Below are 26595 nucleotides of genomic sequence, written 5' to 3'. Positions count from 1 at the left end.
TCTATTGCAACTTTTGCTTTAAATGTTGAGCTAAATTTACGACGTGTTCTTTTCATTTTTTCCATGAGTTTAATTTACATTATTTTTCAATTAAGCTCCTGGTCTAATTTTCTTAGGGTATTATAGAGAATGCGAAGCCTATTCCTTTTGCTGAGCAAACAGAATATACAGATGTTTTTTATTTGAAAGCTAAAAATTACTCTGAATCTGACTGGAAAGATGAAACCCTGATTGTGCCAGATAGTTCCTTAACTACTTTGATGGAGTACAATCCACAAGATGCATATCAACTTTTACGCAAAACTCATTCTTTGCCTAAAGGCTATCAGTTTAAAAAGAAATTAATTGAGATTGTAACTAGGATGTATTTTGATGTTGATTTTGAAACAAGAACGACTTCAGGAATTGAAAACGCCTCTATGCTATACACTCCAAATTTGAATAAGAATTTTAATAAGGAGTTTGATTCTGAAAACAAACAGGCTTTTTCCTTTGGGATGAAAACGGGATATAAGCTAAATCCTTTTTTTGATGTCAATTATTATTCAAAGACATCAATTGGGACACATTTTTCCGAACTGGAATCTTTAGGCTTTGCCTATGAAACTCCGCTTATTAATCGGGGAAGACAACTTTTGCTGATGTGTGGTGTAAACTATTTCTTTTCTCAGGATGGATATCATATCGGTAATTTTTCTTCTGAATCGACATTTAAAGCAGGAGGCAAAAAGTTTAGGGCTGATAAAATCGCTTTGTACGTAGGAAAGGAAAAACAGGGCGTTTCTTTTGATTTTGGAATGAGAACTAAATTTCGCAAATTTTACAGCTTATTTGTTTCCGCAGGTTATCAGCTTGATCTTTCTGAACGAGATCGATTATTTATACAGGAAAAATCGGGATTCTTTTTAACCCGGAAAAAGACAGATATTTCTTTAAAAAATTCTGCTATTCAATATTTTGAAGATGGAGTACAAACTTCGAAAACCAGTTTCGATACCGATGACTTTTATTTGAAAGCAGGTATTCGATTCTCTTTATAATCTCCATTAATTTGAATAAAATATTCTCTTATTTTCATCAATACCAAATTCTTATTATAATAAAGAATTTGATTTGAGAGTGACTTATTCGATAAAACTGGTTTCGGAAGAAGAATGCAGACAAATAAGTGGAGGTTTTTCAATAAAAAAGGCCTCACTACTTTTTTATGAGAGTGGACAATAATATCTTTATTGTTGTATTTCAATATTGGCCAATGTAAATGCAAAAGGTGTAGGTTTAAAGAAAAAGCCCGAAAAACAGAAGTACTCGCAAAAATACAAAGCTGTTAATCGAGCTAAGGCAAAGCCTGCACAAAATTAACTTTATTTAGTAATAATTTAAAATTTTGTAAAATGAAAGACTTGAATGAAAAAGAGTTGATGGTAATTGATGGAGGTACGACTTGTCCTTCCTATTGCAGTGCAGATAACTACGAGGCTCAAGTATGCAATGGGGCATTATTAATTGGTATATTTAAAGGTTTTTTTGGATTGTAAAAGAAATGTTATGAAAGAAATAAATGATTTAGAATTGAAAATGATAAATGGTGGAAATAATCATGAGTATTTTATGTCTTTAGGAGAGGATATGGGGAGAAGTATTCGCAATGGACTTGATCTTTGTTTAGCTTATGCTGCATGTTTTTTATAAAATATATCTTTAAGCAAGGCTAAGAGTATTTTTAATAGTCTTAGCCTTGTGAGTTTTTATTTATTTGGGTAGATTCTTTTGTTTGATCTACCCAATACTTGTTTTTATGAAAAATATTTTATCATTTTCAAAAGCTCCAGATTTTACAATTAGTTTTAAGCAATGGAAACCAATTTATTTTTTGCAGTTTTATGTATTGATGTTATTGTGCTTAATGCCTTTGAGTAGCATTAGTAAATTAGTAAGTTATAGTTTTGATATCCTAGATGTTTCTTTAGTAGGGATGTCTTATTTAAAAAAAGTGATTCTTGGTGTAATTATAGCACCAGTAGCCGAAGAACTTATCTTTAGGTTACTATTGAAGGAAGATAAAAAGCACTTTTATCTATTTGGCTTAGTATGTTTGTGTTATATATTTGCAGGCGTTTATTTGAATCATTCAGGAACTACAATAATTGTCGCAGTTATATTTATTTTAGGAATTTCATTAGGGTTTTCCAATTACATGGGTAAAATAATTGATATTTATTCAAAGAAGAATTACAAATACCTGTATTTTGGGAGTATTCTAATTTTTGGATTAATACATGGTCATAACTATTCATTTGAATCATATCATCAAACTCTTCTTATTCCATTGCTTACCTTGCCACAAATGGGTATGGGCTTCTTTTTAAGTTATATTCGGGTAAATTATGGCATTATTTATTCCATAGGATTCCATGCAATGATTAATTTATCGATATTGTTTACATAGAGATGTTCTTGAAATTATTTTTCATCAATACCAAATTCTTATTATTCCAAGGATTTGAATATCTTTGTCAGTTGATGCGAAAGGGCTTGTTTGGTCTCGTGAATAAATTGAAAAACAATGCTTTTTCAATGGATTAAACAGGGAATGCTTTTGCAGTACCGAATTATGAATTATTAGTTAAGAGGTCTGAATTCTTATGAGATTTCGATTCTGGCTCATAATTTCTAGTTTATAACTCATAAATAACAAAAGAAGTTAACTGATGAAGAACATACGTAATTTTTGTATCATAGCCCATATTGATCATGGGAAAAGTACCCTGGCCGACCGCTTGCTGGATGTAACGCATACCATTACCGATCGTGAGAAACAAGCTCAGGTATTGGATGATATGGATTTAGAACGCGAACGGGGTATTACCATTAAAAGTCATGCCATACAAATGGATTATGAGCAAGATGGTGAGAAGTACGTATTAAATCTGATTGACACTCCTGGTCACGTCGATTTTTCTTATGAAGTATCACGATCGATTGCTGCCTGCGAAGGCGCACTGCTGATTGTTGATGCAACGCAGGGAATTCAGGCGCAAACCATCTCCAACTTGTATTTGGCGATTGAGAACGATCTGGAGATCATTCCTATTCTAAACAAAATAGATTTACCCAATGCAAATCCCGAAGATGTAAAAGATCAGATTGTGGATTTGTTAGGTTGTGATATAGATGATATTCTTTCTGCCAGTGGAAAAACCGGCGAGGGAGTACCTGAAATTTTGGAAGCAATTGTAGCACGAGTGCCTGCACCTACCGGCGATCCGGATGCTCCTTTACAAGCGCTTATCTTCGATTCGGAATTTAACTCATTTCGAGGAATTGTTGCTTATATCCGCGTAATGAACGGAGAAATTAAAAAAGGAGACACCGTTAAATTCGTAAATACAAAAAAAGAATACGAAGCAGACGAAATTGGCGTTTTGCGATTGATACAAGAACCAAGAGCGTCACTAAAAACTGGTGATGTAGGTTATATTATATCTGGAATAAAAACTTCAACAGAAGTAAAAGTTGGTGATACCGTTACACATAGAGATAGACCTTGTAAAGAGGGAATTGATGGTTTTGCCGAAGTAAAACCAATGGTTTTCGCAGGAGTTTATCCAATCGATTCGGAAGATTACGAAGATTTGCGCGCGTCGATGGAGAAATTAAGATTGAATGATGCTTCTCTTACTTTCGAGCCGGAATCATCAATGGCACTTGGTTTCGGATTTCGTTGCGGATTTTTGGGCATGTTGCACATGGAAATTATTCAGGAGCGTTTAGATCGCGAGTTCGATATGAATGTAATTACTACGGTTCCTAACGTTTCGTACGTTGCTCATACCAAAAAGGGAGATAAATTCGAAATGCACAATCCATCGGATATGCCGGATCCAAACTCATTGGATTTTATTGAGGAACCATTTATAAAGGCACAAATTATTACCAAATCGGAATATACTGGGTCTATTATGAATCTTTGTATGAGCAAACGAGGAGTAATGACCAATCAGCAATATTTAACCAGCGATCGTGTAGAGTTAACTTACGAAATGCCATTGGGAGAGATTGTATTCGATTTTTACGATAAACTAAAAAGTATTTCGAAGGGATATGCTTCTTTCGATTATTTCTTAATTGGTGTTCGACCAGCTAAATTGGTGAAGTTGGATATTTTGTTGAACGGTGAAGGAGTGGATGCTTTGTCTACTTTAATTCATGCCGATAATGCTCAGTCGTTTGGCCGACGCATGTGCGAAAAATTGAAGGAGTTGATTCCTCGTCAGCAATTCGATATTGCGATTCAGGGAGCAATTGGAGCAAAAATTATTTCTCGAGAAACCGTAAAAGCGGTTCGTAAAGATGTTACTGCAAAATGTTATGGTGGTGATATCACGCGTAAGCGTAAACTTTTGGAGAAACAAAAGAAGGGAAAGAAAAAGATGAAACAGATTGGTAATGTGGAAGTTCCTCAAAAAGCTTTCCTTGCTGTTCTAAAACTAGACTAAACGATTATGAGTTATGAATTAGAAATGATGAATTAATTCTGACCAATAAATTTTTAAAAAGCTGTTCTACTCTTAGTACAGCTTTTTTTGTCTCTCCTAATCTGTGTTTATCATTTCTTTCATAAAAATCTGCGTCCTATTTTTCACTTTTCCGTAACTCTTTTTCACGGATAAAAAAAAGCCCCGATCATTCGATCGGGGCTGATACTTATATCTTAAAGCTCTTTATTTCGACTTCTTTCTGTAGTCTAAGCCCAACTCAACCATTTGTGCTTCGGCAATTGGCGATGGAGAATCGATCATTACATCACGGCCAGAGTTGTTTTTAGGGAATGCAATAACGTCTCTAATCGATTCGATACCTGCAAACATAGATGCCAAACGGTCAAATCCAAAAGCGATTCCGCCGTGTGGTGGTGCACCATATTTAAATGCATTCATTAAGAACCCAAACTGAGCTTGTGCCTCTTCGTCGGTAAAGCCAAGATGCTTGAACATGCGAGCTTGCAATTCTGTGTCGTGAATACGAATAGAACCGCCGCCAATTTCAACACCATTAATAACCAAATCATAAGCATTGGCACGAACTTTACCCGGATCAGTTTCCAATAAATGGAGATCTTCTTTTTTAGGCGAAGTAAACGGATGGTGCATAGCATGGAAACGTTTTGAATCTTCATCCCACTCTAAAAGAGGAAAATCAACAACCCAAAGCGGAGCATAAACATTCTTATCGCGCAAGCCTAACTGATTTCCCATTTCTAAACGCAATTCGCTTAGCTGAGGTAAAGTTTTTGCTTTTTCGCCAACCAAAATTAGGATTAAATCACCTGGTTTTGCATTACAAGCCTCTGCCCATTTCTGCAATTGCTCTTCGCTGTAAAATTTATCAACCGATGATTTATACGAACCATCTTCGTTGTATCTCAAGTAAACCAATCCTTTGGCTCCAATTTGTGGTTTTTTCACAAAATCGGTAAGCGCATCTAGTTGTTTACGAGTATAAGTAGCACATCCGGCAGCACAAATTGCTCCGATGTATTCTGCTTCATCAAAAACTTTAAAATCACTTCCCTTAGCAATTACACTTAGGTCAACAAACTTCATATCGAAACGAATATCCGGCTTATCGTTACCATAAAATTCCATGGCATCGGCATAATCCAGACGAGGAAATTTAAAGTTCATATCCACATTTTTCAATTTCTTGAATAAATGTTTGGTTAATCCTTCAAAAGTATCTAAAATGTCATCCTGCTCAACAAATGCCATTTCGCAATCAATCTGAGTAAACTCTGGCTGACGGTCGGCACGTAAATCTTCATCGCGGAAGCATTTTACAATTTGATAGTAACGGTCGAAACCCGAAATCATCAACAATTGTTTAAATACCTGTGGCGACTGTGGCAATGCATAAAATTCACCCTGATTCATTCTCGAAGGAACAATAAAGTCACGAGCACCTTCGGGAGTCGATTTAATTAAAACAGGAGTTTCTGTTTCAATAAAATTCAACTGATCCAAATAGTTACGAACTTCCATGCCCATTTTATGACGCAATACTAAATTCTCACGAACACAAGAACGACGTAAATCCAGGTAACGAAACTTCATTCTTAATTCATCACCACCATCGGTCTTGTCTTCAATGGTAAAAGGAGGAATTATTGATTTACTCAAAACAGTAAGTTGGTCAGCAATAATTTCAACATCTCCTGTTGGTATTTTATCGTTTTTACTTTGTCTTTCGGCAACTTTTCCAGTAATCGCAACTACGAACTCACGGCCTAGTTTTCTGGCCTTTTCGCATAGTTCAGCATTGCTTTCCATATCGAAAACAAATTGAGTAATGCCATATCGATCGCGAAGATCAACAAAAGTCATTCCTCCTAGGTTACGAGCTTTTTGCACCCAGCCACTAAGCGTTACCGTATCGTTTGCATTCTGAATTCTTAATTCTCCACAAGTATGAGTCCTGTACATCTTATACCATTTAATGATTCAATCCAATTAGGCGTTTACCGTTCCTCATTTTGGGGATACTGTCAATTATCAACGAAAATCCGCATTCGGATAAAGTGAAAGTCTATAATTGATTAGTAATCGGTCTTATTCCTATTTTGTTAACTTTGCGAAAATACTAACAATTTGCCAAATTGAATAAGCTTTTATTAATAGATTGTTAGATTTTAGCGATAAGTAATGAAAATAGACCTTAAATGGTATAAAACTTGAATATTATTCAATTCTATTTTCAAAGGGGAACTACATTTTAAACTATTATTCATAGTTTGGTATTGTCTTTCTTCTCACATCTAAAATCTCACATCTCATATCTTTACTAATATGAATCAAGAACCTATCATATCTCCCTTTTCCGACGAATATTTTATGAAACAGGCAATGCAGGAAGCATACAAAGCTTTCGAGGCCGATGAAATTCCTGTAGGCGCTGTTGTGGTATGTAATAATCGAATAATTGCCCGGTCGCACAATCTTACCGAACGATTAAACGATGTAACAGCACATGCCGAAATGCAAGCCATTACTGCCGCTGCCAATTATTTAGGTGGTAAATATTTAATCGATTGTACTTTATACGTAAGCTTAGAGCCTTGCAATATGTGCGCAGGTGCGTTGGCATGGTCGCAAATTTCTAAAATTGTTTACGGTGCAAGCGATGATAAAAGAGGATACACCCGCTTTTCGCCTAATCCGTTGCATCCAAGAACAGAAGTTGTTTCGGGCATTATGGAAGAAGAAAGTGCAGCCTTAATTCGCGATTTCTTTGCGCGAAAAAGAATGTCTTTGTAGAAAAATGAGAAAGTATAAAGTAAAAAGAAGTAAAGTCAGATAAAATTACTAGTTTTGCCTTCAGTAAGCGAAAAGTGATTATTAATGTAGATTTAGTAAAATCGAAGTTTTACTCACTAACTACCATCCAACCAATTTGTAATCCATATTCTTTCTCGAAAATGAATAGTATATAATGCTATTTCTGTGCTTGGTTCTTGCGTTCCTAAGCAGAAATCCATTATCTTTATTTGTAAACCTTAAATTAATATATTATGAGTGCACACAATGAAGCCAAAATGGGCGATATTGCTGAAACCATTCTTTTGCCTGGCGATCCATTAAGAGCAAAATACATAGCAGATAATTTTCTGGAAGATGTTGTTTGTTACAATAAAGTGAGAAACATGCTTGGTTTCACAGGAACCTACAAAGGCAAGCGCATTTCTGTGCAAGGAACCGGAATGGGTGTGCCTTCCATTTCAATTTATACTCATGAGCTGATTACACAATACGGGGTAAAGAACTTGATTCGTATCGGAACATGTGGATCTTTTAACGACGATGTTCACGTTCGCGACGTAATTTTAGCAATGACATCTTGTACCGATTCAGCAATTAACAAGAACCTTTTTAGAGGCATGGATTACGCTCCATGTGCTAATTTTGGTTTGTTAACGGATGCTCACAAGGCAGCGGAAGAACAAGGCGTAAATATTAAGGTAGGAAGTACCTTAACTTCAGATATCTTTTACCACGATTTAGAAAATAATCCGGAACCATTTAAAATTTGGGCAGATTATGGCGTTTTGGCTGTAGAAATGGAAGCAACTGCTTTATATACAATTGCAGCAAGAAATAAGGCGAAAGCTTTGGCAATTCTTACCGTTAGCGATCATATCCTAACTGGTGAAGCAACAAGTGCCGAAGAGCGTCAAACAACTCTGCATACCATGATAAAAATTGGTTTGGAAACAGCAATAAAACAATAATTTTAGATCAGATACATTTATTGTTAGTTGAGGAGAAGCTTTGGGGAGTTTCTCCTTTTTTTATTTCTATTTGTTTGATTCGAAAAACAGGAGTTTAATTATTAATTGAGCATTACCCATTGTTAATTATTTTTGGGCGTGTCCCTCATTCTTCGGGTCAGGCTTTCTGTTGCAACTCCTCGTCCTACCGCACCAAGCCAACCGCAAACTGTGGGGTTTCCACTGCAATCCTTCACGCATGCTTAAATTTGAGGGACTCACTTTAGTTGAGTCTCGCATTGCGTTTTGTAAAACAAACTAGAGTATATAAAAAACAAAACCCGTTGATTTAACTTCAACGGGTTTATTTACAATAAGTATTGTAGTATTTATTCTGTTACTTCAAAACCAACGTCTTTTAGTTGCTCCCAAAAATTAGGATACGATTTTTTCACCACATCGGGCGAATCGATTACTATATTTGGGCGAACTAGTGCGATAGGTGCAAATGCCATTGCCATTCTATGATCGTGGTAGGTTTCGATTACAATATTTTCTTCCTCAGTTTTTTTAGCTCCATTCCAAGCCAATTCACCATCGGCAGGTTCGTTCAATACATAACCCAGTTTTCCCAATTCGGTGATCAGAGCAAAAATGCGATCGGTTTCCTTAATTTTCAAAGTTTCTAAACCGGTAAAATGGAAAGGAATGTTTTTTAAACAAGCACAAACGGCAAATGTTTGAGCCAAATCGGGCATCTGATTAAAATCAAATTTTAGTTTGGTGCATTTGCTTTCCATTTTTTCGATGAACATTCCTCGTTTCGAGAATTGAGCTTTCACTCCTAACATCTCAAAAACGGGAATCAAACCTGAATCTCCTTGAAAACTGTGTCTTTTTAAACCATCTAGGTATAGTTTTCCTTCATCGGCCAAAGCCATAAAAGCAAACCAGTACGATGCGCCCGACCAATCGCCTTCAACAGCATAAGGAATTCGTTGGTAAGTTTGGTTGGGAACGAAAATTTCTTGTCCCTTAAATTCAGATTTAATCCCAAACTCTTCCATAATGTTCAGCGTCATTTCAATGTACGAGCGCGAAACAATTTTGCCACTTAGTTTAATTCGCAATCCTTTTTCAAGAGTTGGAGCAATTAGTAGCAAGGCTGTAATGTACTGCGAACTGGTATTTCCTTTTAGTTCCACCTCTTCGCCGGTAAGGTTCGATCCAAAAATTTTAAGTGGCGGATAACCTTCTTTTTCTAAATAGGTAATTTGTGCTCCTATCGAGTTAAGCGCATCAACCAAAACACCAATAGGCCTTTCTTTCATTCGGTGCGAACCAGTTAAGGTCCATTCGCCAACAATTTTAGAAAGGTAGGCGGTTAAAAAGCGCATGGTAGTTCCGGCATGTCCAACATCAAAACTATTGGTGTTCGAATTTAGAATGCGTTGCATTGCTCTGGAATCATCACAATCCGAAAGATTTTTAACAGGCTCAAAATTGTTGCTTATAGCATTAATAATTTGAACTCTATTGGATATGCTTTTAGAGGCGGGAAGAATAATTCTTCCTTCCAGTAAATTATTATTTTTCGAAATGGAGTATTGCATCGAACATTGTTTTAGCTACTTAAAAATACAGGGATAGCGCAAATCAGGTCATCAAAACCATTTTTAGTTAAGATGACCTGAAGTTTATTTTTATACTTTATTTAAAAGTGGAATACAGAATCAACATCGTAATATGTATCCAATTTTTCACGGCCTTTTAAAAAGTCTAATTCGATTAAAAAGTTTACGTACACATTTTTCAAATTAAACTTGTTCAATAAATTGATCGAAGCTTTTGCCGTTCCACCTGTAGCCAATAAATCGTCGTGAAGTAAAACTACATCGTTCGAATCCAATGCGTCTTGGTGAATAAAAATTTCATCTTCTCCGTATTCCAAAGAATATTTTTCGGAGTAAGTTGGAGATGGCAATTTACCTGGCTTTCGAACTGGCACAAAACCAGCTCCTAAACGATAGGCTAATACGGTTCCTAATATAAATCCGCGACTTTCCAAGCCTACTACTTTGGTAATTCCTTTGTCTTTATATTGATTGTAAAGAGTGTCTACCAAAGTTGCAAGATGTTTTTCATCTTTCAACATGGTTGTGATATCCTTAAATACAATTCCTTTTTTAGGGAAATCAATTACGTCTCTTATCGAATCTTTTGCTTCTTGAAGTTTTACTTCCATTTTATCTTTTTTTTCCAAACCAGGAGTACGAAAATATTCAGTTTCATTCTGTTTTTCGGCCCGAAAGACACGAAAAGGCAGAAGAAGTGGAATATTCACCCCCTCCTCACTTAATTATTCTACAATTACTAATTTAATATAGTGTGGGATAATTCCGGGTAAAAATAAAAAAGTCTGAGGGAATATTCATTATATATTAGCAAAAACTAAAATATTCTCCTAAAAGTGAAACTATTTTTCAGATCATGAACTTTTCATTGTTTAACTCCAATTTTAGTTTTTACCTTTGATTAAACTCAATTTAAGAAGTAAAATGACAATAAACAATCAAAATCGAGCAGCCTGGATCAAACTTTTTTATTACCTGCTGATATTTTTATATCTGGCAACGACTATTGTGCTAATTTATTTGCAGGTAAAACCAATTTATCCGATTGTTGGAGCTATTAGCTTTTTTGTCATTTTGTGTATTGCATTTAGTCTCCTGCTCAATTTAAATTTTATTATTTATAAGGAGTCGGAAACTAAAGTGATTTTGAGGTATTATCCATTACACCCTTTTCATCATCAATTCAAATCTATCGAGATTTCCAAAAATACCTTGTCTCATTTCGATTTGGATATGAAACTGTTTGGGCTCCGACCAGAAATTACCCTTTATCAGCAAACGGAAAGAGGATTGGCAAAATATCCGTCGGTGAGTATTTCCTCTCTTTCAAAATCAAGTAGGAAGGAAATAATTAATTCTCTGCAAAAAAATTCCTTAAAAAAATAGTAAACATTACTTTTGCAATTACGCCTACTAAAATAAACTAGTATGCGTTATTTGTTCTGTAAATTCTTTATCGAAGCTTATAAAATGATTAGAAAAATTAAAAATCAATTTGCACTATTGGTAATGGTGCTTGTATTGCCAACGAGTATATTGGGGCAGCAAAATGATGTGAGATTAAATGTGGGAATTCCTTTAGGGAAATATGGGAAATTCGATCACAATTTTAATGGTTCCGATGAAACAAATTCACCATCTTTTATCATTCAGTTAGAAAAAAATTGGAAACCTGATTTAAGTATTGGCGCCTATATTGGGTATGCCGGGCAAAAACAGGAATGGAATTTTAGCGAAATAAAGTACAATTACTATCGTTTCGGAACGGTGTTAACTTACGAATTAAATAATTGGCTTGCTCAAATGAATATTGCGCCCGATAATGGTATTGAAATGTATGCCAGTGCAAAAACGGGACTTTCTTTGGAAAATAAAAAATCCAGTGTTTCCACATTAGATGGTGGGAATGATCCGAATGTGAGAACGAATCGGAATAATGATTTACTTTTTGATCTTGGCGTATTGTTGGGAACCCGCTATCATTTTACAAATGAATTTGGAATATTTGCTGAATTAGGTTGGGGGAATGCAGGTTTTTTTACAGTCGGAACAACATTTACTTTATAAATATTTTGTAAATTAGACTCCGTTTTTATAATTGATTGAATACATGGAGGATATTTATAAAATTGCTATTAGTTTTTTGAATGGAATTGGTCCTGTAAATACAAAAAAGGTAATTGCTTATACGGGTAGTGTGGAGGGCCTGTTTAAAGAGAAAAAGCAAAATTTGCTTAAAATCCCTGGAATAGGTCCATCTTTTCTCGATAAATTAGATCGCGATGCGGCTATTCAATTGGCTGAAGAAGAGCAAAAATTTATCGCTGATAATCATATCAAGGTCAGTTTTTATTTAGAGAAAAATTATCCGCAACGACTTTTAAATTGTTCTGACTCGCCTTGCACGCTATATTATAAAGGGACAACGGATTTTAATGTTGCACGTACTATTAGTATTGTAGGAACAAGAAATGCTAGCGATTACGGACGAGAGGTTTGTAATAAGCTAATTCAAGATTTAGCCCAAAAGGAAATTAAGCCGCTGATTATTAGTGGCCTTGCTTATGGTGTTGATATTTGTGCGCATAAAGCAGCATTGCGTAATCAGCTGCAAACGGTAGCTGCCGTTGGGCATGGCTTGCATATGATGTATCCTTCGCAACACAAACGCTATGCCGACGAAATAGTGAATCAAGGAGCACTAATCAGTGAATTTACTTCTAAAAGTAAATTCGACCCCAAAAATTTTGTTCGCAGAAACAGAATCATTGCCGGAATGGCAGATGCTACTATCGTTATTGAATCAGCATCAAAAGGAGGTTCGCTGGTAACAGCTGACATTGCCAATTCCTATAATAGAGATGTTTTTGCATTTCCTGGTCGAATATCAGATAAAGGTTCTACTGGTTGCAATAAATTGATAAAAACAAATCAAGCACACCTAATCGAAGGGGTTGCAGATTTGGAATACATTTTAGGCTGGGAAAATAGGAAGGGAAGTCCGAAAACAGTGCAGACAAAATTATTTATTGAACTATCTCCCGATGAGGAGTCACTTGTTCAGGCACTTAAAGAAAAAGATCATGTGCCTATTGATATTCTTAGCTTGAAAACTTCATTTCCGATGAGTAAGGTGTCAAGTTTGCTTCTAAAATTAGAGTTTGATGGCTTAATAAAGTCGCTTCCGGGAAAAATATACGCTTTGAATACATGAATTTTGTCATTATTTTTTGAATAATGTTGTAGAGCAGGAGGTGAAAGTTCGTAACGTAAATTAAATCAGTACATTATAAATTACGAAAACGTTGTAAAAAAAATATTAATTTAATTTGTGATTATGAAAAAATATATACTTTTGAACCAAGAACTAATATTTAAAACAACACAATCTAATTTAATTTCATAACATAGTTTGGCATGGAAGCAAAGATTAATGAATTCATGGAAGGCCTAAAGGCCAAAACTCCTGGAGAAGCAGAATTTCATCAGGCAGTTCAAGAAGTAGTTGAAACAGTTTGGGATACTTATGATGCAAATCCAAAGTACAAAGCTGCTAAGATTCTTGATAAAATGTGTGAGCCGGAACGTACAATCATGTTTCGTGTACCATGGATCAATGATAATGGTGAAGTAGAAATCAATCGCGGATACCGTGTTGAATTCAATAGTGCAATTGGACCCTATAAAGGTGGATTACGTTTTCACCCTTCGGTAACTTTAAGTGCATTAAAATTCTTAGGTTTTGAACAAACATTCAAAAACTCTTTAACTACATTACCTATGGGTGGTGGAAAAGGAGGTTCTGATTTCAACGCTAAAGGAAGATCTGATAACGAAATAATGCGTTTCTGTCAAAGTTTCATGACTGAGCTTTGCAAACACATTGGTCCTAACACTGACGTTCCTGCTGGGGATATAGGAGTAGGTGGTCGCGAAATTGGATATTTATTCGGACAGTACAAGAGAATTCGTAACGAGTTTGTAGGAGTACTAACTGGTAAAGGTCTTGAGTTTGGTGGATCGTTAATTCGTCCTGAAGCAACTGGTTTTGGTTCGGTATATTTCGCTCAGCATATGTTGGCAGAGAACAACGAAAAACTAAAAGGTAAAATTGTTGCTCTTTCTGGTTTTGGTAATGTAACTTGGGGTGCGGCTCTTAAATTAACTGAGCTAGGTGCTAAGGTTGTTACTATTTCTGGTCCTGATGGATATATATATGATCAAGAAGGATTGAATGCTGAGAAGATCGATTATTTATTGGATCTTAGAGCTTCTAATAATGACGTTGTAGCTCCTTTTGCTGAAAAATTTGGAGCTAAATTCTTCCCAGGTAAAAAACCTTGGGAGGCTAAAGTTGACCTTGCTTTCCCTTGTGCAATTCAAAATGAGTTGAATTTAGAGGATGCTAAAATGTTAGAAGCAAACGGATGTAAATACGTTGTTGAAACTTCAAACATGGGTTGTACTGCAGATGCTGCTTTCTATCTAGTGGATGCTATGTCTTTCGCTCCTGGAAAAGCTGCTAATGCTGGTGGTGTTGCTGTATCAGGTTTAGAAATGTCACAAAACTCTATGCGATACAACTGGTCCGCTGAAGAGGTGGATGCGAAGTTGAGTCGTATCATGAAAGATATTCATGACACTTGTGTTAAATTCGGAACTGAGAAAGGACACATCAACTATATTAAAGGTGCTAATATTGGCGGTTTCGTAAAAGTTGCCGAAGCTATGTTGGCTCAAGGTTGCGTATAGTATACTATATTGCCTAATATATAAAAGCCGGCTTTGCCGGCTTTTTTTAATTGATATTCACTCCTCATTCGTTTGGCAAGTCATTCCTGTTTATATATGTTTGCAGAAAAGTAACAGAAAATGAAATTAATTGATACTCATTCCCATATATACGCTGATGATTTTAAAGAGGATATTGAAGATATCATCTCCAATTGCAGGAAAGTAAACATCGAGAAAATATTACTTCCTAACATTGATTCAGAGTCCATACCAAAAATGAATCAGTTAGTTGAAAGATTTCCAGATATGTGTGTGCCTATGATGGGACTTCACCCAACATCAGTGAAGGAAAACTATAGGGATGAGTTGGAGACTTGTAAAGCATGGCTTGCAAAGGAAGAGTATTGTGCAATTGGTGAAATTGGAATGGATTTGTACTGGGACAAAACGTTTTTGAAAGAGCAGCAAATTGTTTTCGATATTCAAATTAATTGGGCGCTCGAAAAAAATCTTCCAATTGTTATTCATGCAAGAGATTCGTTCCATGAAATTTTTGAAGTACTAGAAACTTATCGTAACACGAATTTAAAAGGAGTATTTCATAGCTTTACTGGAAATATAGAACAGGCTAATCAGGCAATTGATTTGGGTTTTTTGTTGGGAATAAATGGTATTGTAACGTTTAAAAATGCAGGGCTCGATAAAACCATTAAAGCTCTTGATTTAAGCTGTCTGATTTTGGAAACGGATGCTCCGTATCTTGCGCCTGTACCAAAACGAGGAAAGCGTAACGAAAGTTCGTATGTAATACATGTTGCTAATAAGCTCGCCGAGATTTATCAAATTAACTTGGATGAGGTTGCCAGAATAACTAGTGCTAATGCCGAGAAATTATTCAACATTTAATTGAAAACCTTATAAAATGGGATCAAAGCAAACTTCTATTTTAATATTATATACTGGTGGAACAATCGGTATGGTGAATAATCCAGAAACAGGATCGTTAAAACCTTTCGATTTTGCTCATATTTTAAAACAGGTTCCCGAACTGAAGGAATTTGGTTTTCGATTAGAGTCAATAGCTTTTGACCCTTTAATCGATTCTTCCAACCTAAATCCAACTGTTTGGATAAAGATTGTTGAATTAATAAAAGAAAACTATCAAGAGTTCGATGGTTTTGTGGTGTTGCATGGAACGGATACTATGTCGTATACTGCTTCGGCTTTGAGTTTCATGTTGGATAATTTGCAAAAGCCAGTTATTCTTACCGGATCACAACTACCAATTGGAACTCTGCGAACCGATGGGAAAGAGAATTTAATTACTGCAATTGAAATTGCTGCTGCCTACCAAAACGGACAGGCAATGGTGCCCGAAGTATGTGTGGTATTTGAGAATAAGCTTTTCAGAGGAAATCGGACAACAAAGCATAATGCCGAGAATTTTAATGCATTTCATTCCTACAATTATCCCGATTTGGCAAAAATAGGAATCCATATCAATTATAATTACGGGGCGATTCATTATCCAAGTCAACCAAGGGAATTGGAAATATCAACATCTTTAGATCTCAATATTGCTATTTTAAAGATATTTCCAGGTATAAATAAGACTGTTGTTGATTCTATACTTAATAGTAAAGGATTAAAAGCAGTAATAATGGAATCGTATGGAGCCGGAAATGCTCCTACTGATAAGTGGTTCATTGATTCAATTAAAGAAGCTATTAAGAGAGGAATAATAGTTTATAATATTACTCAATGTGCTGCTGGGAGTGTTGAAATGGGTCTGTATGAGACTAGTATTGAGTTGTTACGTGCTGGTGTTGTTAGTGGTAGAGATATTACCACAGAGGCTGCAGTTACTAAACTAATGTATGTGCTGGGCAAAAACTTAAATACAGAACAAATCATATTTCTTTTAAATAAATCTTTGAAAGGTGAATTAAGCCAATAGTTTATTTGTTTTTCACATTTTTTTTGTAATTTGGTGCACTGTTTAGTCCCTTCTGTATTACATAAAATTTAATTCGTGATAATCATGAAAAACAGATGTAGAAAGGCTTTAAATAATAAAAGTAAGATGCAACTAAAAAACTAGTTGTATAATAGATCGCAATCGTTTAATTTTGTAAAAAATAATTTCGTTAATTAAAATTTGAAAAACAGACTATGAAAAAGTTATTTGCATTTATAGCAGTTATCGGGATGCTAAGCTTAGGAGCGTCAACAAATGTATTTGCTCAGGATGAGACAGCAGAACAAGCTACCGTAGATACAACGCAAGTTGCAGAGGAAGTTGCTGAAGAAGTTGTTGAGGAAGCCACTCCAGTAATGGAAGAAGAAGTTATTGAAAGTACTTCTTTCCACAAAGTTGTGAAAAAGCAGTTTATCCAAGGTGGTGCGATGTTTATGAGTTTTGTATTGTTAGCACTTATTTTAGGTTTGGCTCTTTCTATCGAAAGAATCATTTACTTAAATATGTCTACAACGAATACAAAGAAATTACTTGCTAACATCGAAGATGCTTTGAGCAATGGTGGTGTTGATGCAGCAAAAGAAGTTTGTAGAAACACTCGTGGACCAGTTGCTAGTATTTTCTACCAAGGTCTTGATCGTATCGATGAGGGTGTTGAAGTAGTTGAGAAATCAGTTATTTCTTACGGTTCTGTTCAAATGGGACTTTTAGAAAAGGGTCTTTCTTGGATTGGTCTGATGATTGGTCTTGCTCCTATGTTAGGATTTATGGGAACTGTAATTGGTATGATCGACGCTTTTGATTCTATCCAGTCTATGGGTACTATTTCTCCAGCAGCTGTAGCGGGTGGTATTAAAGTTGCTTTGATTACAACTGTATCTGGTTTGATCGTTGCGATGATCCTTCAGGTATTCTATAACTACTGTACTGCAAAAATTGACAGTATTGTAAATAGCATGGAAGATGCTTCTATCTCTCTTCTTGATATCCTTGTAAAACACAACTTGAAAAAATAATTTTAGACTATGTCAAATACATTGAGTAAATATTTAAATATTCTCACCTATGTAATGATTGGTCTAACAGCAATTTTTGTTGCCATGTTTTACTTAGGCGGAGATCTGCCAAATCAGACATATCAAACGCCAGTTTATACTGATGTTTTAATACATTGGGCAAAAGCGTTATTTTTTGTTTGTGCAGGATTGTCACTTCTTTTTCCAATTATTGAGTTAGTATCTAACCCAAAGGGAGCTGTTAAAGGCTTAGCTGGATTAGTTGGCTTAGGTGTAATTATCTTTATCGGGTATTCATTATCAGATGGAACTTTGTTAGATCTTCCTGGTTATACAGGTCCTGATAACACTCCGGGCACATTGCAGTTCGCTGATACTGTGCTTTATACCATGTACATTTTGGGTATTGGAACAGTAGCTGCTATTGTTGCGACTGAAGTTTTAAGAAGATTTCGTTAAGAATTTGATCCGAGCTTTGTTCGGATCGTAATAACTTTATTATGGCAAGGAAAAAAACACCAGCGATTAATTCGAGTTCGATGGCCGATATTGCATTCTTGTTGTTAATTTTCTTCTTGGTTTCGACTACAATGGACATTGATACAGGTATCTATAAAAAGTTACCTCCAATTCCTGAAGAGTTGCCAGATGAAGCACCAAAAGTTAAACAACGTAATGTTTTAGCTATTTTGGTTAACCGCAACGATGACTTATTGGTTAATGGAGAGGTTCTTAGTATTTCGCAATTGCGCGAAAAGACAAAAGAATTTATCTTGAACCCATCAAATAATGAAAATTTACCTGAAAAGAAATTAACTACAATTCCATTTTTTGGAGATGTATTGGTTTCAAAAGGATTAGTTTCATTGCAAAATGACCGCGGAACTAGTTACGAAATGTACATTAAAGTACAGGACGAACTTGCTGCTGCTTCTCGTGAATTAAAAGACGAGAAAGCAATGCAAAAGTGGAACAAGAAATATGATGATTTGGACGAAGAGCAGCAAGGTGCTGTGAGAGATTTTGTCCCAATGCAGATTTCTGAAGCAGAACCTAAAAATATAGGAGGAAATAAATAATGGGAAAATTTAAAAAAGGTGGTTCTAAGGAACTTCCTGAAATTTCGACAGCATCTCTTCCTGATATCGTGTTCATGCTTTTATTCTTTTTCATGGTTAGTACAACTATGCGTGAAGTTGAATTGAATGTAGATGTGATGGTTCCAACTGCAACGGAAGTGGTAAAATTGGAAAAAAAGGATCTTGTTAGTAACATCTATGTGGGTATTCCAATGAGGCAATTCCAAAAAACGATGGGTACTGAACCACAAATTCAGTTGAACGATCAATTTTCTACGGTTGAAGATATTCAAGCTTTTATTGTTGCTGAAAGAGAAGCAAGAAAAGAAGAATTACGTAACAAGTTGACTACTTCGCTTAAAGTGGATCAATATACCAAAATGGGTATTATTATCGACATTAAGCAGGAGCTAAGAAAAGCCAGTTCGTTAAAACTGAACTATTCTACACGTGAAACAGCGGAATAATATTCCAAGTTTATATATAAAAAAAAGGAGTCCAATTGGACTCCTTTTTTTTATGCCTAAATTTTAGGTGTAAACAACCAATGAGTTGGAAGTGAGCTTACTTTTTTTTCTATTAAAGCAATAGGAAGGGGTTGATTTGTTGCACCAACTAGTAAAAGGGGTAATATAATGTAATCAGATGGTAAATTTAAAGAATAGTCGTCTGTTGTATTTCTCTTTCTTTGCTTATAAATAAAACGTATATATTATGGAATTCGCATTTATACCTTTCGTATTAGTATTATTCGCCAGTGTTTTTCAGGGTTCATTTGGACTTGGAATGAAGTTTATGGCTCCTTTAAAATGGGAAGCATGGTGGCTTGTTCATGCTACTGTTGCTATGTTAATTGTTCCTATTGTGTGGGCTTTGTTAGTGGTGCCTGATTTATTCGGCGTTATTAAGCAAGCACCTTCTCAAGCAATTTGGATTGGAATGTTGTTTGGTTTCTTATGGGGAATTGGAGGTATAATGTTTGGGAAAAGTATTCCATATATTGGAATATCTCTTACCTACGGAATTGTAATGGGTGTTTGTTCGGCTGTTGGTAGTCTGATTCCTTTTTTTCAGTTAGATGGAGCCATTAATCTTCCTGCATTTCCATATGTTATGGCTGGAGTATTGATAATGATTGTAGGTGTAGCTATAACTGCATATGCTGGAATTAAACGTGATAAGTTATCTAAAAAAGAAAATGATGGTGCGGTAAACCTTAAGCTTGGATTAGGAATTGCTATTATTAGCGGTGTTTTGTCAGCTTTTCTAAATGTTGGTTTTGTAAATGCACAACCTGTCGGTGAAGCCGCCGTAGCTTCGGGTGTAATTGCGCGGAATAGTAGTTTAGCTATTTGGGTAGTGGTACTGATAGGTGCTTATTTAATGAATGCTGGATATGCAATCATTTTACTCTTCAAAAATAAAAGTTGGAGTTCATTTTCTGTTCCTAAGTCGGGAAAAGCATACGTTTGGTCAGTTGGGGCTGGCTTGCTTTGGTTTGGTGCTTTGGGTGTTTATGGGCAAGGTGCAACTTTGATGGGAAATATGGGGCCTATTATTGGCTGGCCAATTTTACTTGGTGTTTCACTCGTTGTGAGTAATGTTTGGGCCTACTTAAATAAGGAATGGGTAGGGGCAAAACAAGCTTTTAATTACCTGCTTGTTGGTTTGTTAGTACTTATTATTGCAACGGTTGTTTTAGGGTATTCTAATGGTGTCGTGTAAAAGTAATTAGTTGTTGTATTAGAATTAGGCTATGAAAATAAAGTCAATAGAGAGTTTTGTACTTGCAGATAAATTGGATGAAAGCTTCTACTTTTCGCAGTGGGAATATGCTGAAAGGCGTATTTGTATTGTAAAAGTAACAAGTGATACCGGTCATGTAGGTTGGGGAGAAGGATATGGTCCTGCTGGTGTAATTAAAGCTGGAATTGAGCATCTTACCCCATTTCTAATTGGAATGAATCCTTTAGAAACGGAAACAATATGGAGCACAATGTATCGTCGCACACTAGATTATGCTAGAAGAGGAGTTCTTGTTGCTTCAATTAGTGCGATTGATGTAGCATTGTGGGATTTAAAGGGGAAGATATTAGAACAGCCAGTACATTTGTTATTAGGGGGTAAAAAACGTGATTTTATTACGCCTTATGCAACAGGAATGTATTATACTCATTGTAATGATTTGGGCGATAAGTTGGTTGAAGAGGCTAAATTATATGTAGAAATGGGATTCAATGCCATGAAAATGAAAGTTGGTCTTAGCATTGAGGAGGACGTAGAGTATGTGAAAAGAGTTCGGGAGGCTATTGGTCCAGATATCAAGCTCGCCATTGACTCCAATCATGCCTATAACTTGCGAGAAGCAATACAGTTAGCTAATGCAGTTGAACAATACGATATTGCTTGGTTTGAGGAGCCTTTATCTCCTGAATGTTATGAGCAATATGCTGAATTAAGATCGAAAACTACAATTCCAATTTCTGGCGGAGAATGTGAATACCTCCGTTTTGGATTTCAGACCTTATTAAAGTCTAATTGTGTGGATATAGTACAACCGGATATATGTGCTTCGGGAGGATTAACCGAAGCCAAACGGATTGCAGTTTTAGCATCGGTTTACGGTGTTGAGTTGATTCCACACACTTGGGGTACTGGTATTGCCATATCGGCAGCACTTCATTTTGTGAGTAATTTAGATATTTTACCAGGTCGTTTACGAACACCAAATTGTTTATTGGAATACGACAGAACGGAAAATGCACTTCGTGAAGAATTAACTTCTACCGATATGGTAATGAAGGATGGAAAAATTAAAATAAGTGATCAACCTGGTTTAGGTTTTGAGTTGAATGAAGATGCTGTACATAAATATGCGTTAAAATAATCTATTTAAAAGACTAGATATGAACTTTGGATATAAAAAATTATACATAGGTGGTGAGTTACGTGACTCAATTTCTGGAGCTAAAAAAGATGTTATTTGTCCTGCAACCGAAGAAGTAGTTGGAACTCTAGCTTGGGCTGGTAAAGAAGATGCTGAATTGGCATTGGAGGAGGCGCAAAAGGGCTTCCGATATTGGTCGAAGTTATCGTTAAAAGAGCGTACGGTTTGGATGATGAAATTACGTGAAGAGGTATTAAAAAACGATGATCTTTTACGTAAGGCAGTTGTTATGGAGATGGGAAAATCTTACGATGCGGCATGGGAAGATATTGAGTCGATTGTAAATGCATTGGAGTTTTATCCAGGTGCTATGCGAAATATGCACGATGAAATAATTCCTGACATTGAGAATACGCATCGTCATAAAATGGTGAATCAGCCTGCAGGAGTGGCAGTAGCTTATTTAGCCTGGAATTTTCCACTTTTAAATGTTGGATATAAAATTGGTCCGGCTTTAGCTGCAGGATGTTCAATAATTATTAAGCCTTCTGGCTTAACTTCTTTATCATCGTATGTGCTTGGAGAGATTCTATACAATATGAATTTTCCTGCTGGAGTAATAAATTTTATTAGCGGTCCTGTTAGTGAAGTAGCTTACACAATGACTACGAGTAAAATTCCAAAAGTTTTAACCATGATTGGTTCTTCTCAATCGGGTCGTCAGGTAATGGCTGATTCTGCAACTTCCGTAAAGCATGTTAGCATGGAATTAGGTGGAAATGCACCTTTTATTGTTTGCGAAGATGCGGACCTTGAAATAGCTACAAATATTGGTATTGCTCTTAAATATGGAAATTGTGGTCAGATTTGTGTTGCTCCCAATCGATTTCTAATTCATGAAAAAGTGTACGATGCTTTTTTAGAGATGTTTATTGCGAAAGCAAAAAAGGTGAAAGTAGGTTTTGGCTTTGATGAAAAACCAGATATGGGACCTTTAGTAACTCGAAAAGACAGGGAGCGAATTTTTAAAATGGTGAAAGATGATGTTGCTAATGGTGCGACTTTAGAGCTTGGAGGAGGAATTCCGTTAGGAAAAGAGCTCGGTAATTTTATAGAACCAACTATAATAACTGGACTTACCACTGAGATGCGCTGTTTTAAAGAAGAGATTTTTGGACCTGTTGCTGCTATGATGAAGTTTTCTACAAACGAAGAAGCACTTGAACTGGGTAATAATACCGAGTATGGATTGGTTTCCTATGTATTCTCTAGAAATGAAAAGGATCTTAGAATGTTTTCCGAGGGACTTGATTTTGGTGAAGTGCAGATAAATGGAGTGAAGTATGCAATTTATTTACCACATGGCGGAATAAAGGAAAGTGGTATTGGACATGATTGTTCTTATTTGGCTTTGAACGATTACTTAGTGAAAAAGAGAATTACAACAGCATTGTAAGGTTTTTGGAGTAAATTTTTTAAAAAGATAATATGCAACCTATTGCACAACGCGCCATGGCGCCTGAAATAATTAGAAGAATTGATGATTGCGGTATTATTGCCGTTTTGGTTATTGATGAGTTAAAACATGCTGTTCCTGTTGCTCAGGCCCTTCTTAAAGGAGGAGTTGATGCAATAGAATTAACACTTCGCACTCCAGTTGCAATGGATGCTGCTCGCTTAATAAAAAAGGAAGTTCCTGAAATTAATTTGGGTTTTGGAACTGTGTTAACAGTCGATCAGGTGAAGGCTGTTGCTGATCTTGGAGCTGACTTTGCTGTTTCTCCAGGTTGTAATCCGAAAGTGATTGCAGCCGCTTATAAACAGGGCTTGTCTTTTGCTCCAGGAATTATGACTCCTTCGGATATTGAAGTTGCTGTTGAACAGGGATGTAGAGTGCTAAAATATTTTCCTGCTGAAACCTCTGGAGGAATGGAACACTTAACGAATATGGTGGCTCCTTATCAATATTTAGGATTAACATTTATTCCTTTGGGAGGATGTAATATTAATAATGCTCCATCTTATTTGGAGTCTTCTTTAATTACCGCGATAGGTGGATCTTGGGTAGCTAAACGCCCTCTTATTCAAGCGGAGGATTGGGATACAATAACAAATAATGCTAGAGAAATTAGAGATTTAATTAGCAAGATTAGAAAATAATACGAATAATTCAGGCTTTGTTTGGTTTAGTATAACCGTCAAGTTGTGAGTCAAATATCATATACAATGAAAACAATAATAACATTTGGTGAAATAATGGGACGAATCTGCCCAGAAAATTTTCAACGTTTTCAACAGAGTATGCCAGGAAAGCTTGATATGACTTTTGCTGGAGCAGAAGCTAATGTTGCAGCATCGATTGCTATGTTGGGAGGAAAGGTGAAGTTTGTAACTGCACTCCCAGATAATGAAATGACAGATGCTTGTTTATCTGTTTTAAAAGGGATAGATGTTGATGTGTCGGGAATTAAAAGAGTAAAACATGGTCGATTTGGTTTGTATTTTGTAGAGCGCGGAGCCAATCAAAGACCTAGTCGGGTAATGTACGACAGAGATTATTCGGCTATATCATTAACACATGGAGAGGAATACGATTGGCGAACTCTTTTTGCAGATGCGCAATGGTTACATACAACAGGAATTACTCCTTCTCTATCGGAAATAGCGGCTAATGCAACCGAAATAGCCGTTCGAACTGCTAAGGAAAAAGGTTTATCTGTTTCCTGTGATTTGAATTTCAGGAAAAAATTGTGGCAATGGCAGTCTGGAACTTCGGCAACCGATTTAGCTCAAAAAACAATGCGTGCAATTCTTCCTTTTGTTGATGTGGTGATTGCCAATGAAGAAGATGCTCACGATGTGTTAGGAATTTCGGCAGAAAACACAGATATAGAGGGTGGTAAGTTGGATGTGGCAAAGTACACGGATGTAGCAAAAGAGATTGTTCGACAATTTCCAAATGTAAAAAAAGTGGCGATTACCTTGCGGGAAAGCATTTCGGCTACTCACAATAATTGGGGTGCGATGCTTTACGATGCTGCAACTCAAACATCACATTTTGCTCCATTAACCAATGGTAAGTATACTCCTTATGAAATTAAGTCAATAATTGATAGAGTAGGTGGTGGAGATTCTTTTGGCGCGGCTTTGGTTTATGCCTTAAATACGCCAGATCTGGCCAATTCTGAAAAAACGATACGTTTTGCTGTTGCAGCATCCTGCTTATGTCATTCCATTAATGGTGATTTTAATTATTCTTCTCGAGCCGAAGTAGAATCTCTAATGGGTGGTTCTGGTTCAGGAAGAGTTGTACGATAATAACAAGCTATTTAAACCGATTAAGGTTTAAAAAATCCACTAGTAGCCATTTGGGAAACCTTTCATTTTCCAAATGGCTAAACACTCCATAAAGAGCTATCTGTAAACAGCCATTTGTGGATCTTTTCAATAGAGAAAATAACTATTTATCTCCTTATAAATTCAATCGTTTGTGAAGATGATTTTTCCTTTAAAGTATATGAAAAAAATGATTTCGTTATTGAATATCAGTAAAGTAGCCTGTTTAGGTCTATTGTTGTTTACCGCAAGTTGTAAGGGAACAGTAGAAAAGAAAGAAAAAGATGCACGCCCTAATATTTTGGTTGTTTTGTGCGATGATTTAGGATATTCCGATGTTGGTTTTAATGGATCCAAAGATATTACAACTCCTTCTTTGGATAAGTTGGCTGAAAACGGAACTGTGTTTTCTTCGGCCTACGTAACACATCCTTTTTGTGGGCCAAGTCGTGCTAGTATAATGACAGGGCGATATCCACATCTAATGGGAGCTCAATTTAATCTTCCTCCCAATTGCGAAACAATAGGAGAAGGTATTTCTACCAATGAAACCTTTATTAGTAAAATTCTTCAAGATAAAGGTTATTACACAGGGGCGCTTGGTAAATGGCATTTGGGTTCAGTTTCAAAATATCATCCAAATAATCGTGGATTTGATGATTTTTACGGTTTTTTAGGAGGAGGACATGAGTATTTTCCTGAAGAGTATCGAGCTAAATATGAAAATCAAAAGAAGGCCGGGAAAAAGGTAATTTTTGAATATCTTGTTCCCTTAGAACACAATGGAAAAGAGGTTCGAGAAACAGAATACATAACTGATGCTCTTACTCGGGAAGCAGTTCGTTTTGTTGGAGAGGCTTCTGAAAAAGAAAAACCATTCTTTTTGTATTTAGCCTACAATGCACCACATGTTCCATTACAAGCTAAAGAGGAAGATTTAAAAAAGTTTGCTCATATCAAAGATGAACAAAGAAGAACCTATGCTGCCATGGTATATGCTGTTGACAGAGGAGTTAATAAATTGGTAGAGAGTTTAAAAGAAAATAAGCAGTTCGAAAATACTCTAATTGTATTTTTAAGTGATAATGGCGGAAAATTAAGCAAAGGCGCAACGAATTATCCACTTCAAGAAGGAAAAGGAAGTGCCTGTGAAGGAGGATACAGAGTTCCAATGTTTTTCCATTGGCCTAAAAATGTTCCAGCCGGACAATGCTTCAGCGAACCTGTTTCTGCTATAGATTTCTACCCTACTTTTGCCAGACTGGCTGGTGCAACTATACCGGCAGATAAAGTGCTTGATGGTAAAGATATGTGGGATAACTTCCAAAATGGCAAAGGTTCACACAAAGGAGAATATATTTACTGTTTACGTCACAGAACCGGATACACAGATGTTGGAGCTCGCCGTGATTCAATGAAAGTGCTACGGATTAATCAGGAACCATGGAAATTGATTAATTTGGATCAGGATATTAATGAGCAACATGATTTAAGTGCTAAATATCCTGAAATGTTGAGAGAAATGGTGGCTGAAACTGAAAAATGGAGCCAAACTCATCAGCAACCAATATGGTGGCACGATGAACAAACCGGCGTTGAATGGAAGCGGGATAGTATGCCGAGATTCGAGGAAACATTTAAAATTGATTAGCCTTTAATCAGAATAAA

The 26595-nt window shown here is 36.0% G+C and carries 26 protein-coding genes; 23 read left to right on the top strand and 3 right to left on the bottom strand.

The window, feature by feature from the left end; translation table 11 throughout:
- Positions 1 to 182: 182 nt before the first annotated feature.
- The 5 genes from BZG02_RS17380 (at position 183) to lepA (ending at position 4499) form a co-directional block, all read left to right on the top strand.
- The gene (locus tag BZG02_RS17380) at positions 183 to 1040 is read left to right on the top strand and encodes a hypothetical protein (protein ID WP_101263022.1); all 858 of its coding nucleotides are present in this window, start codon (positions 183 to 185) and stop codon (positions 1038 to 1040) included.
- Positions 1041 to 1394: 354 nt separating this feature from the next.
- On the top strand, positions 1395 to 1538 hold the full coding sequence (locus BZG02_RS20890) for a hypothetical protein (RefSeq protein WP_180335769.1): 144 nt from the start codon (positions 1395 to 1397) through the stop codon (positions 1536 to 1538).
- 10 nt (positions 1539 to 1548) lie between these two features.
- A complete protein-coding gene (locus BZG02_RS20885) occupies positions 1549 to 1692 on the top strand; it encodes a hypothetical protein (RefSeq protein WP_180335768.1) in 144 nt (47 codons plus the stop codon).
- Between the two features lie 106 nt (positions 1693 to 1798).
- A complete protein-coding gene (locus BZG02_RS17375) occupies positions 1799 to 2449 on the top strand; it encodes a CPBP family glutamic-type intramembrane protease (protein WP_101263021.1) in 651 nt (216 codons plus the stop codon).
- 262 nt (positions 2450 to 2711) lie between these two features.
- Entirely contained in the window at positions 2712 to 4499 is a 1788-nt protein-coding gene (gene lepA, locus BZG02_RS17370) for a translation elongation factor 4 (RefSeq protein WP_101263020.1), read from the top strand.
- A gap of 225 nt (positions 4500 to 4724) precedes the next feature.
- Here the strand turns inward: lepA and aspS are convergent, their stop codons facing one another.
- Positions 4725 to 6482, bottom strand: coding sequence for an aspartate--tRNA ligase (gene aspS, locus BZG02_RS17365; RefSeq protein ID WP_101263019.1), 1758 nt, complete (start codon positions 6480 to 6482; stop codon positions 4725 to 4727).
- Positions 6483 to 6845: 363 nt separating this feature from the next.
- Here aspS and BZG02_RS17360 point away from each other — a divergent pair, with 363 nt between their 5' ends.
- Complete coding sequence (locus BZG02_RS17360) at positions 6846 to 7313, top strand: nucleoside deaminase (RefSeq protein ID WP_101263018.1); 468 nt, start codon at positions 6846 to 6848, stop codon at positions 7311 to 7313.
- Positions 7314 to 7567: 254 nt separating this feature from the next.
- A complete protein-coding gene (deoD, locus tag BZG02_RS17355; protein WP_101263017.1) occupies positions 7568 to 8284 on the top strand; it encodes a purine-nucleoside phosphorylase in 717 nt (238 codons plus the stop codon).
- 368 nt (positions 8285 to 8652) lie between these two features.
- Here the strand turns inward: deoD and aroA are convergent, their stop codons facing one another.
- Together aroA and BZG02_RS17345 are read right to left on the bottom strand one after the other, a co-directional pair.
- Complete coding sequence (gene aroA / locus BZG02_RS17350) at positions 8653 to 9876, bottom strand: 3-phosphoshikimate 1-carboxyvinyltransferase (protein WP_101263016.1); 1224 nt, start codon at positions 9874 to 9876, stop codon at positions 8653 to 8655.
- Positions 9877 to 9977: 101 nt separating this feature from the next.
- Entirely contained in the window at positions 9978 to 10508 is a 531-nt protein-coding gene (locus BZG02_RS17345) for an adenine phosphoribosyltransferase (RefSeq protein WP_101263026.1), read from the bottom strand.
- A gap of 313 nt (positions 10509 to 10821) precedes the next feature.
- Here BZG02_RS17345 and BZG02_RS17340 point away from each other — a divergent pair, with 313 nt between their 5' ends.
- The 16 genes from BZG02_RS17340 (at position 10822) to BZG02_RS17265 (ending at position 26578) form a co-directional block, all read left to right on the top strand.
- Positions 10822 to 11283, top strand: coding sequence for a hypothetical protein (locus BZG02_RS17340; protein ID WP_101263015.1), 462 nt, complete (start codon positions 10822 to 10824; stop codon positions 11281 to 11283).
- Positions 11284 to 11325: 42 nt separating this feature from the next.
- Positions 11326 to 11964, top strand: coding sequence for an outer membrane beta-barrel protein (locus tag BZG02_RS17335; protein ID WP_101263014.1), 639 nt, complete (start codon positions 11326 to 11328; stop codon positions 11962 to 11964).
- Between the two features lie 43 nt (positions 11965 to 12007).
- Positions 12008 to 13111, top strand: a complete 1104-nt coding sequence (dprA, locus tag BZG02_RS17330) for a DNA-processing protein DprA (protein WP_101263013.1) — start codon at positions 12008 to 12010, stop codon at positions 13109 to 13111.
- A 203-nt stretch (positions 13112 to 13314) separates the two neighbouring features.
- Positions 13315 to 14649 carry an NADP-specific glutamate dehydrogenase gene (gdhA, locus tag BZG02_RS17325; protein ID WP_101263012.1) on the top strand — a complete coding sequence of 445 codons (1335 nt, stop codon included), beginning with the start codon at positions 13315 to 13317 and terminating at the stop codon, positions 14647 to 14649.
- A 120-nt stretch (positions 14650 to 14769) separates the two neighbouring features.
- Entirely contained in the window at positions 14770 to 15537 is a 768-nt protein-coding gene (locus tag BZG02_RS17320) for a TatD family hydrolase (RefSeq protein WP_101263011.1), read from the top strand.
- Between the two features lie 16 nt (positions 15538 to 15553).
- Positions 15554 to 16588 (top strand): asparaginase, encoded by a 1035-nt coding sequence (locus BZG02_RS17315; RefSeq protein WP_101263010.1) that lies wholly within the window; start codon positions 15554 to 15556, stop codon positions 16586 to 16588.
- A gap of 215 nt (positions 16589 to 16803) precedes the next feature.
- A complete protein-coding gene (locus BZG02_RS17310) occupies positions 16804 to 17625 on the top strand; it encodes a MotA/TolQ/ExbB proton channel family protein (protein WP_101263009.1) in 822 nt (273 codons plus the stop codon).
- A 9-nt stretch (positions 17626 to 17634) separates the two neighbouring features.
- Positions 17635 to 18084, top strand: coding sequence for a hypothetical protein (locus BZG02_RS17305; protein WP_101263008.1), 450 nt, complete (start codon positions 17635 to 17637; stop codon positions 18082 to 18084).
- Between the two features lie 41 nt (positions 18085 to 18125).
- Positions 18126 to 18704, top strand: coding sequence for an ExbD/TolR family protein (locus BZG02_RS17300; protein WP_101263007.1), 579 nt, complete (start codon positions 18126 to 18128; stop codon positions 18702 to 18704).
- Positions 18704 to 19171: an ExbD/TolR family protein gene (locus BZG02_RS17295; protein WP_101263006.1), complete on the top strand. Its 468-nt coding sequence runs from the start codon at positions 18704 to 18706 to the stop codon at positions 19169 to 19171. The genes BZG02_RS17300 and BZG02_RS17295 overlap by 1 nt, the downstream gene beginning before the upstream one ends.
- A gap of 247 nt (positions 19172 to 19418) precedes the next feature.
- Positions 19419 to 20429: an L-rhamnose/proton symporter RhaT gene (locus BZG02_RS17290; RefSeq protein WP_101263005.1), complete on the top strand. Its 1011-nt coding sequence runs from the start codon at positions 19419 to 19421 to the stop codon at positions 20427 to 20429.
- A 31-nt stretch (positions 20430 to 20460) separates the two neighbouring features.
- Positions 20461 to 21591: a mandelate racemase/muconate lactonizing enzyme family protein gene (locus BZG02_RS17285; protein WP_101263004.1), complete on the top strand. Its 1131-nt coding sequence runs from the start codon at positions 20461 to 20463 to the stop codon at positions 21589 to 21591.
- A gap of 19 nt (positions 21592 to 21610) precedes the next feature.
- Positions 21611 to 23047 carry an aldehyde dehydrogenase family protein gene (locus BZG02_RS17280; RefSeq protein WP_101263003.1) on the top strand — a complete coding sequence of 479 codons (1437 nt, stop codon included), beginning with the start codon at positions 21611 to 21613 and terminating at the stop codon, positions 23045 to 23047.
- Positions 23048 to 23079: 32 nt separating this feature from the next.
- Positions 23080 to 23751, top strand: coding sequence for a bifunctional 4-hydroxy-2-oxoglutarate aldolase/2-dehydro-3-deoxy-phosphogluconate aldolase (locus BZG02_RS17275; RefSeq protein WP_218972288.1), 672 nt, complete (start codon positions 23080 to 23082; stop codon positions 23749 to 23751).
- A gap of 66 nt (positions 23752 to 23817) precedes the next feature.
- On the top strand, positions 23818 to 24909 hold the full coding sequence (locus BZG02_RS17270; RefSeq protein ID WP_101263002.1) for a sugar kinase: 1092 nt from the start codon (positions 23818 to 23820) through the stop codon (positions 24907 to 24909).
- Positions 24910 to 25108: 199 nt separating this feature from the next.
- Positions 25109 to 26578: a sulfatase family protein gene (locus BZG02_RS17265; RefSeq protein ID WP_218972287.1), complete on the top strand. Its 1470-nt coding sequence runs from the start codon at positions 25109 to 25111 to the stop codon at positions 26576 to 26578.
- Positions 26579 to 26595 lie beyond the last annotated feature (17 nt).

Source organism: Labilibaculum filiforme, assembly GCF_002843315.1.
Taxonomy (GTDB): Bacteria; Bacteroidota; Bacteroidia; order Bacteroidales; family Marinifilaceae; genus Labilibaculum; species Labilibaculum filiforme.
This window is presented reverse-complemented; position numbering and strand designations above follow the sequence as displayed.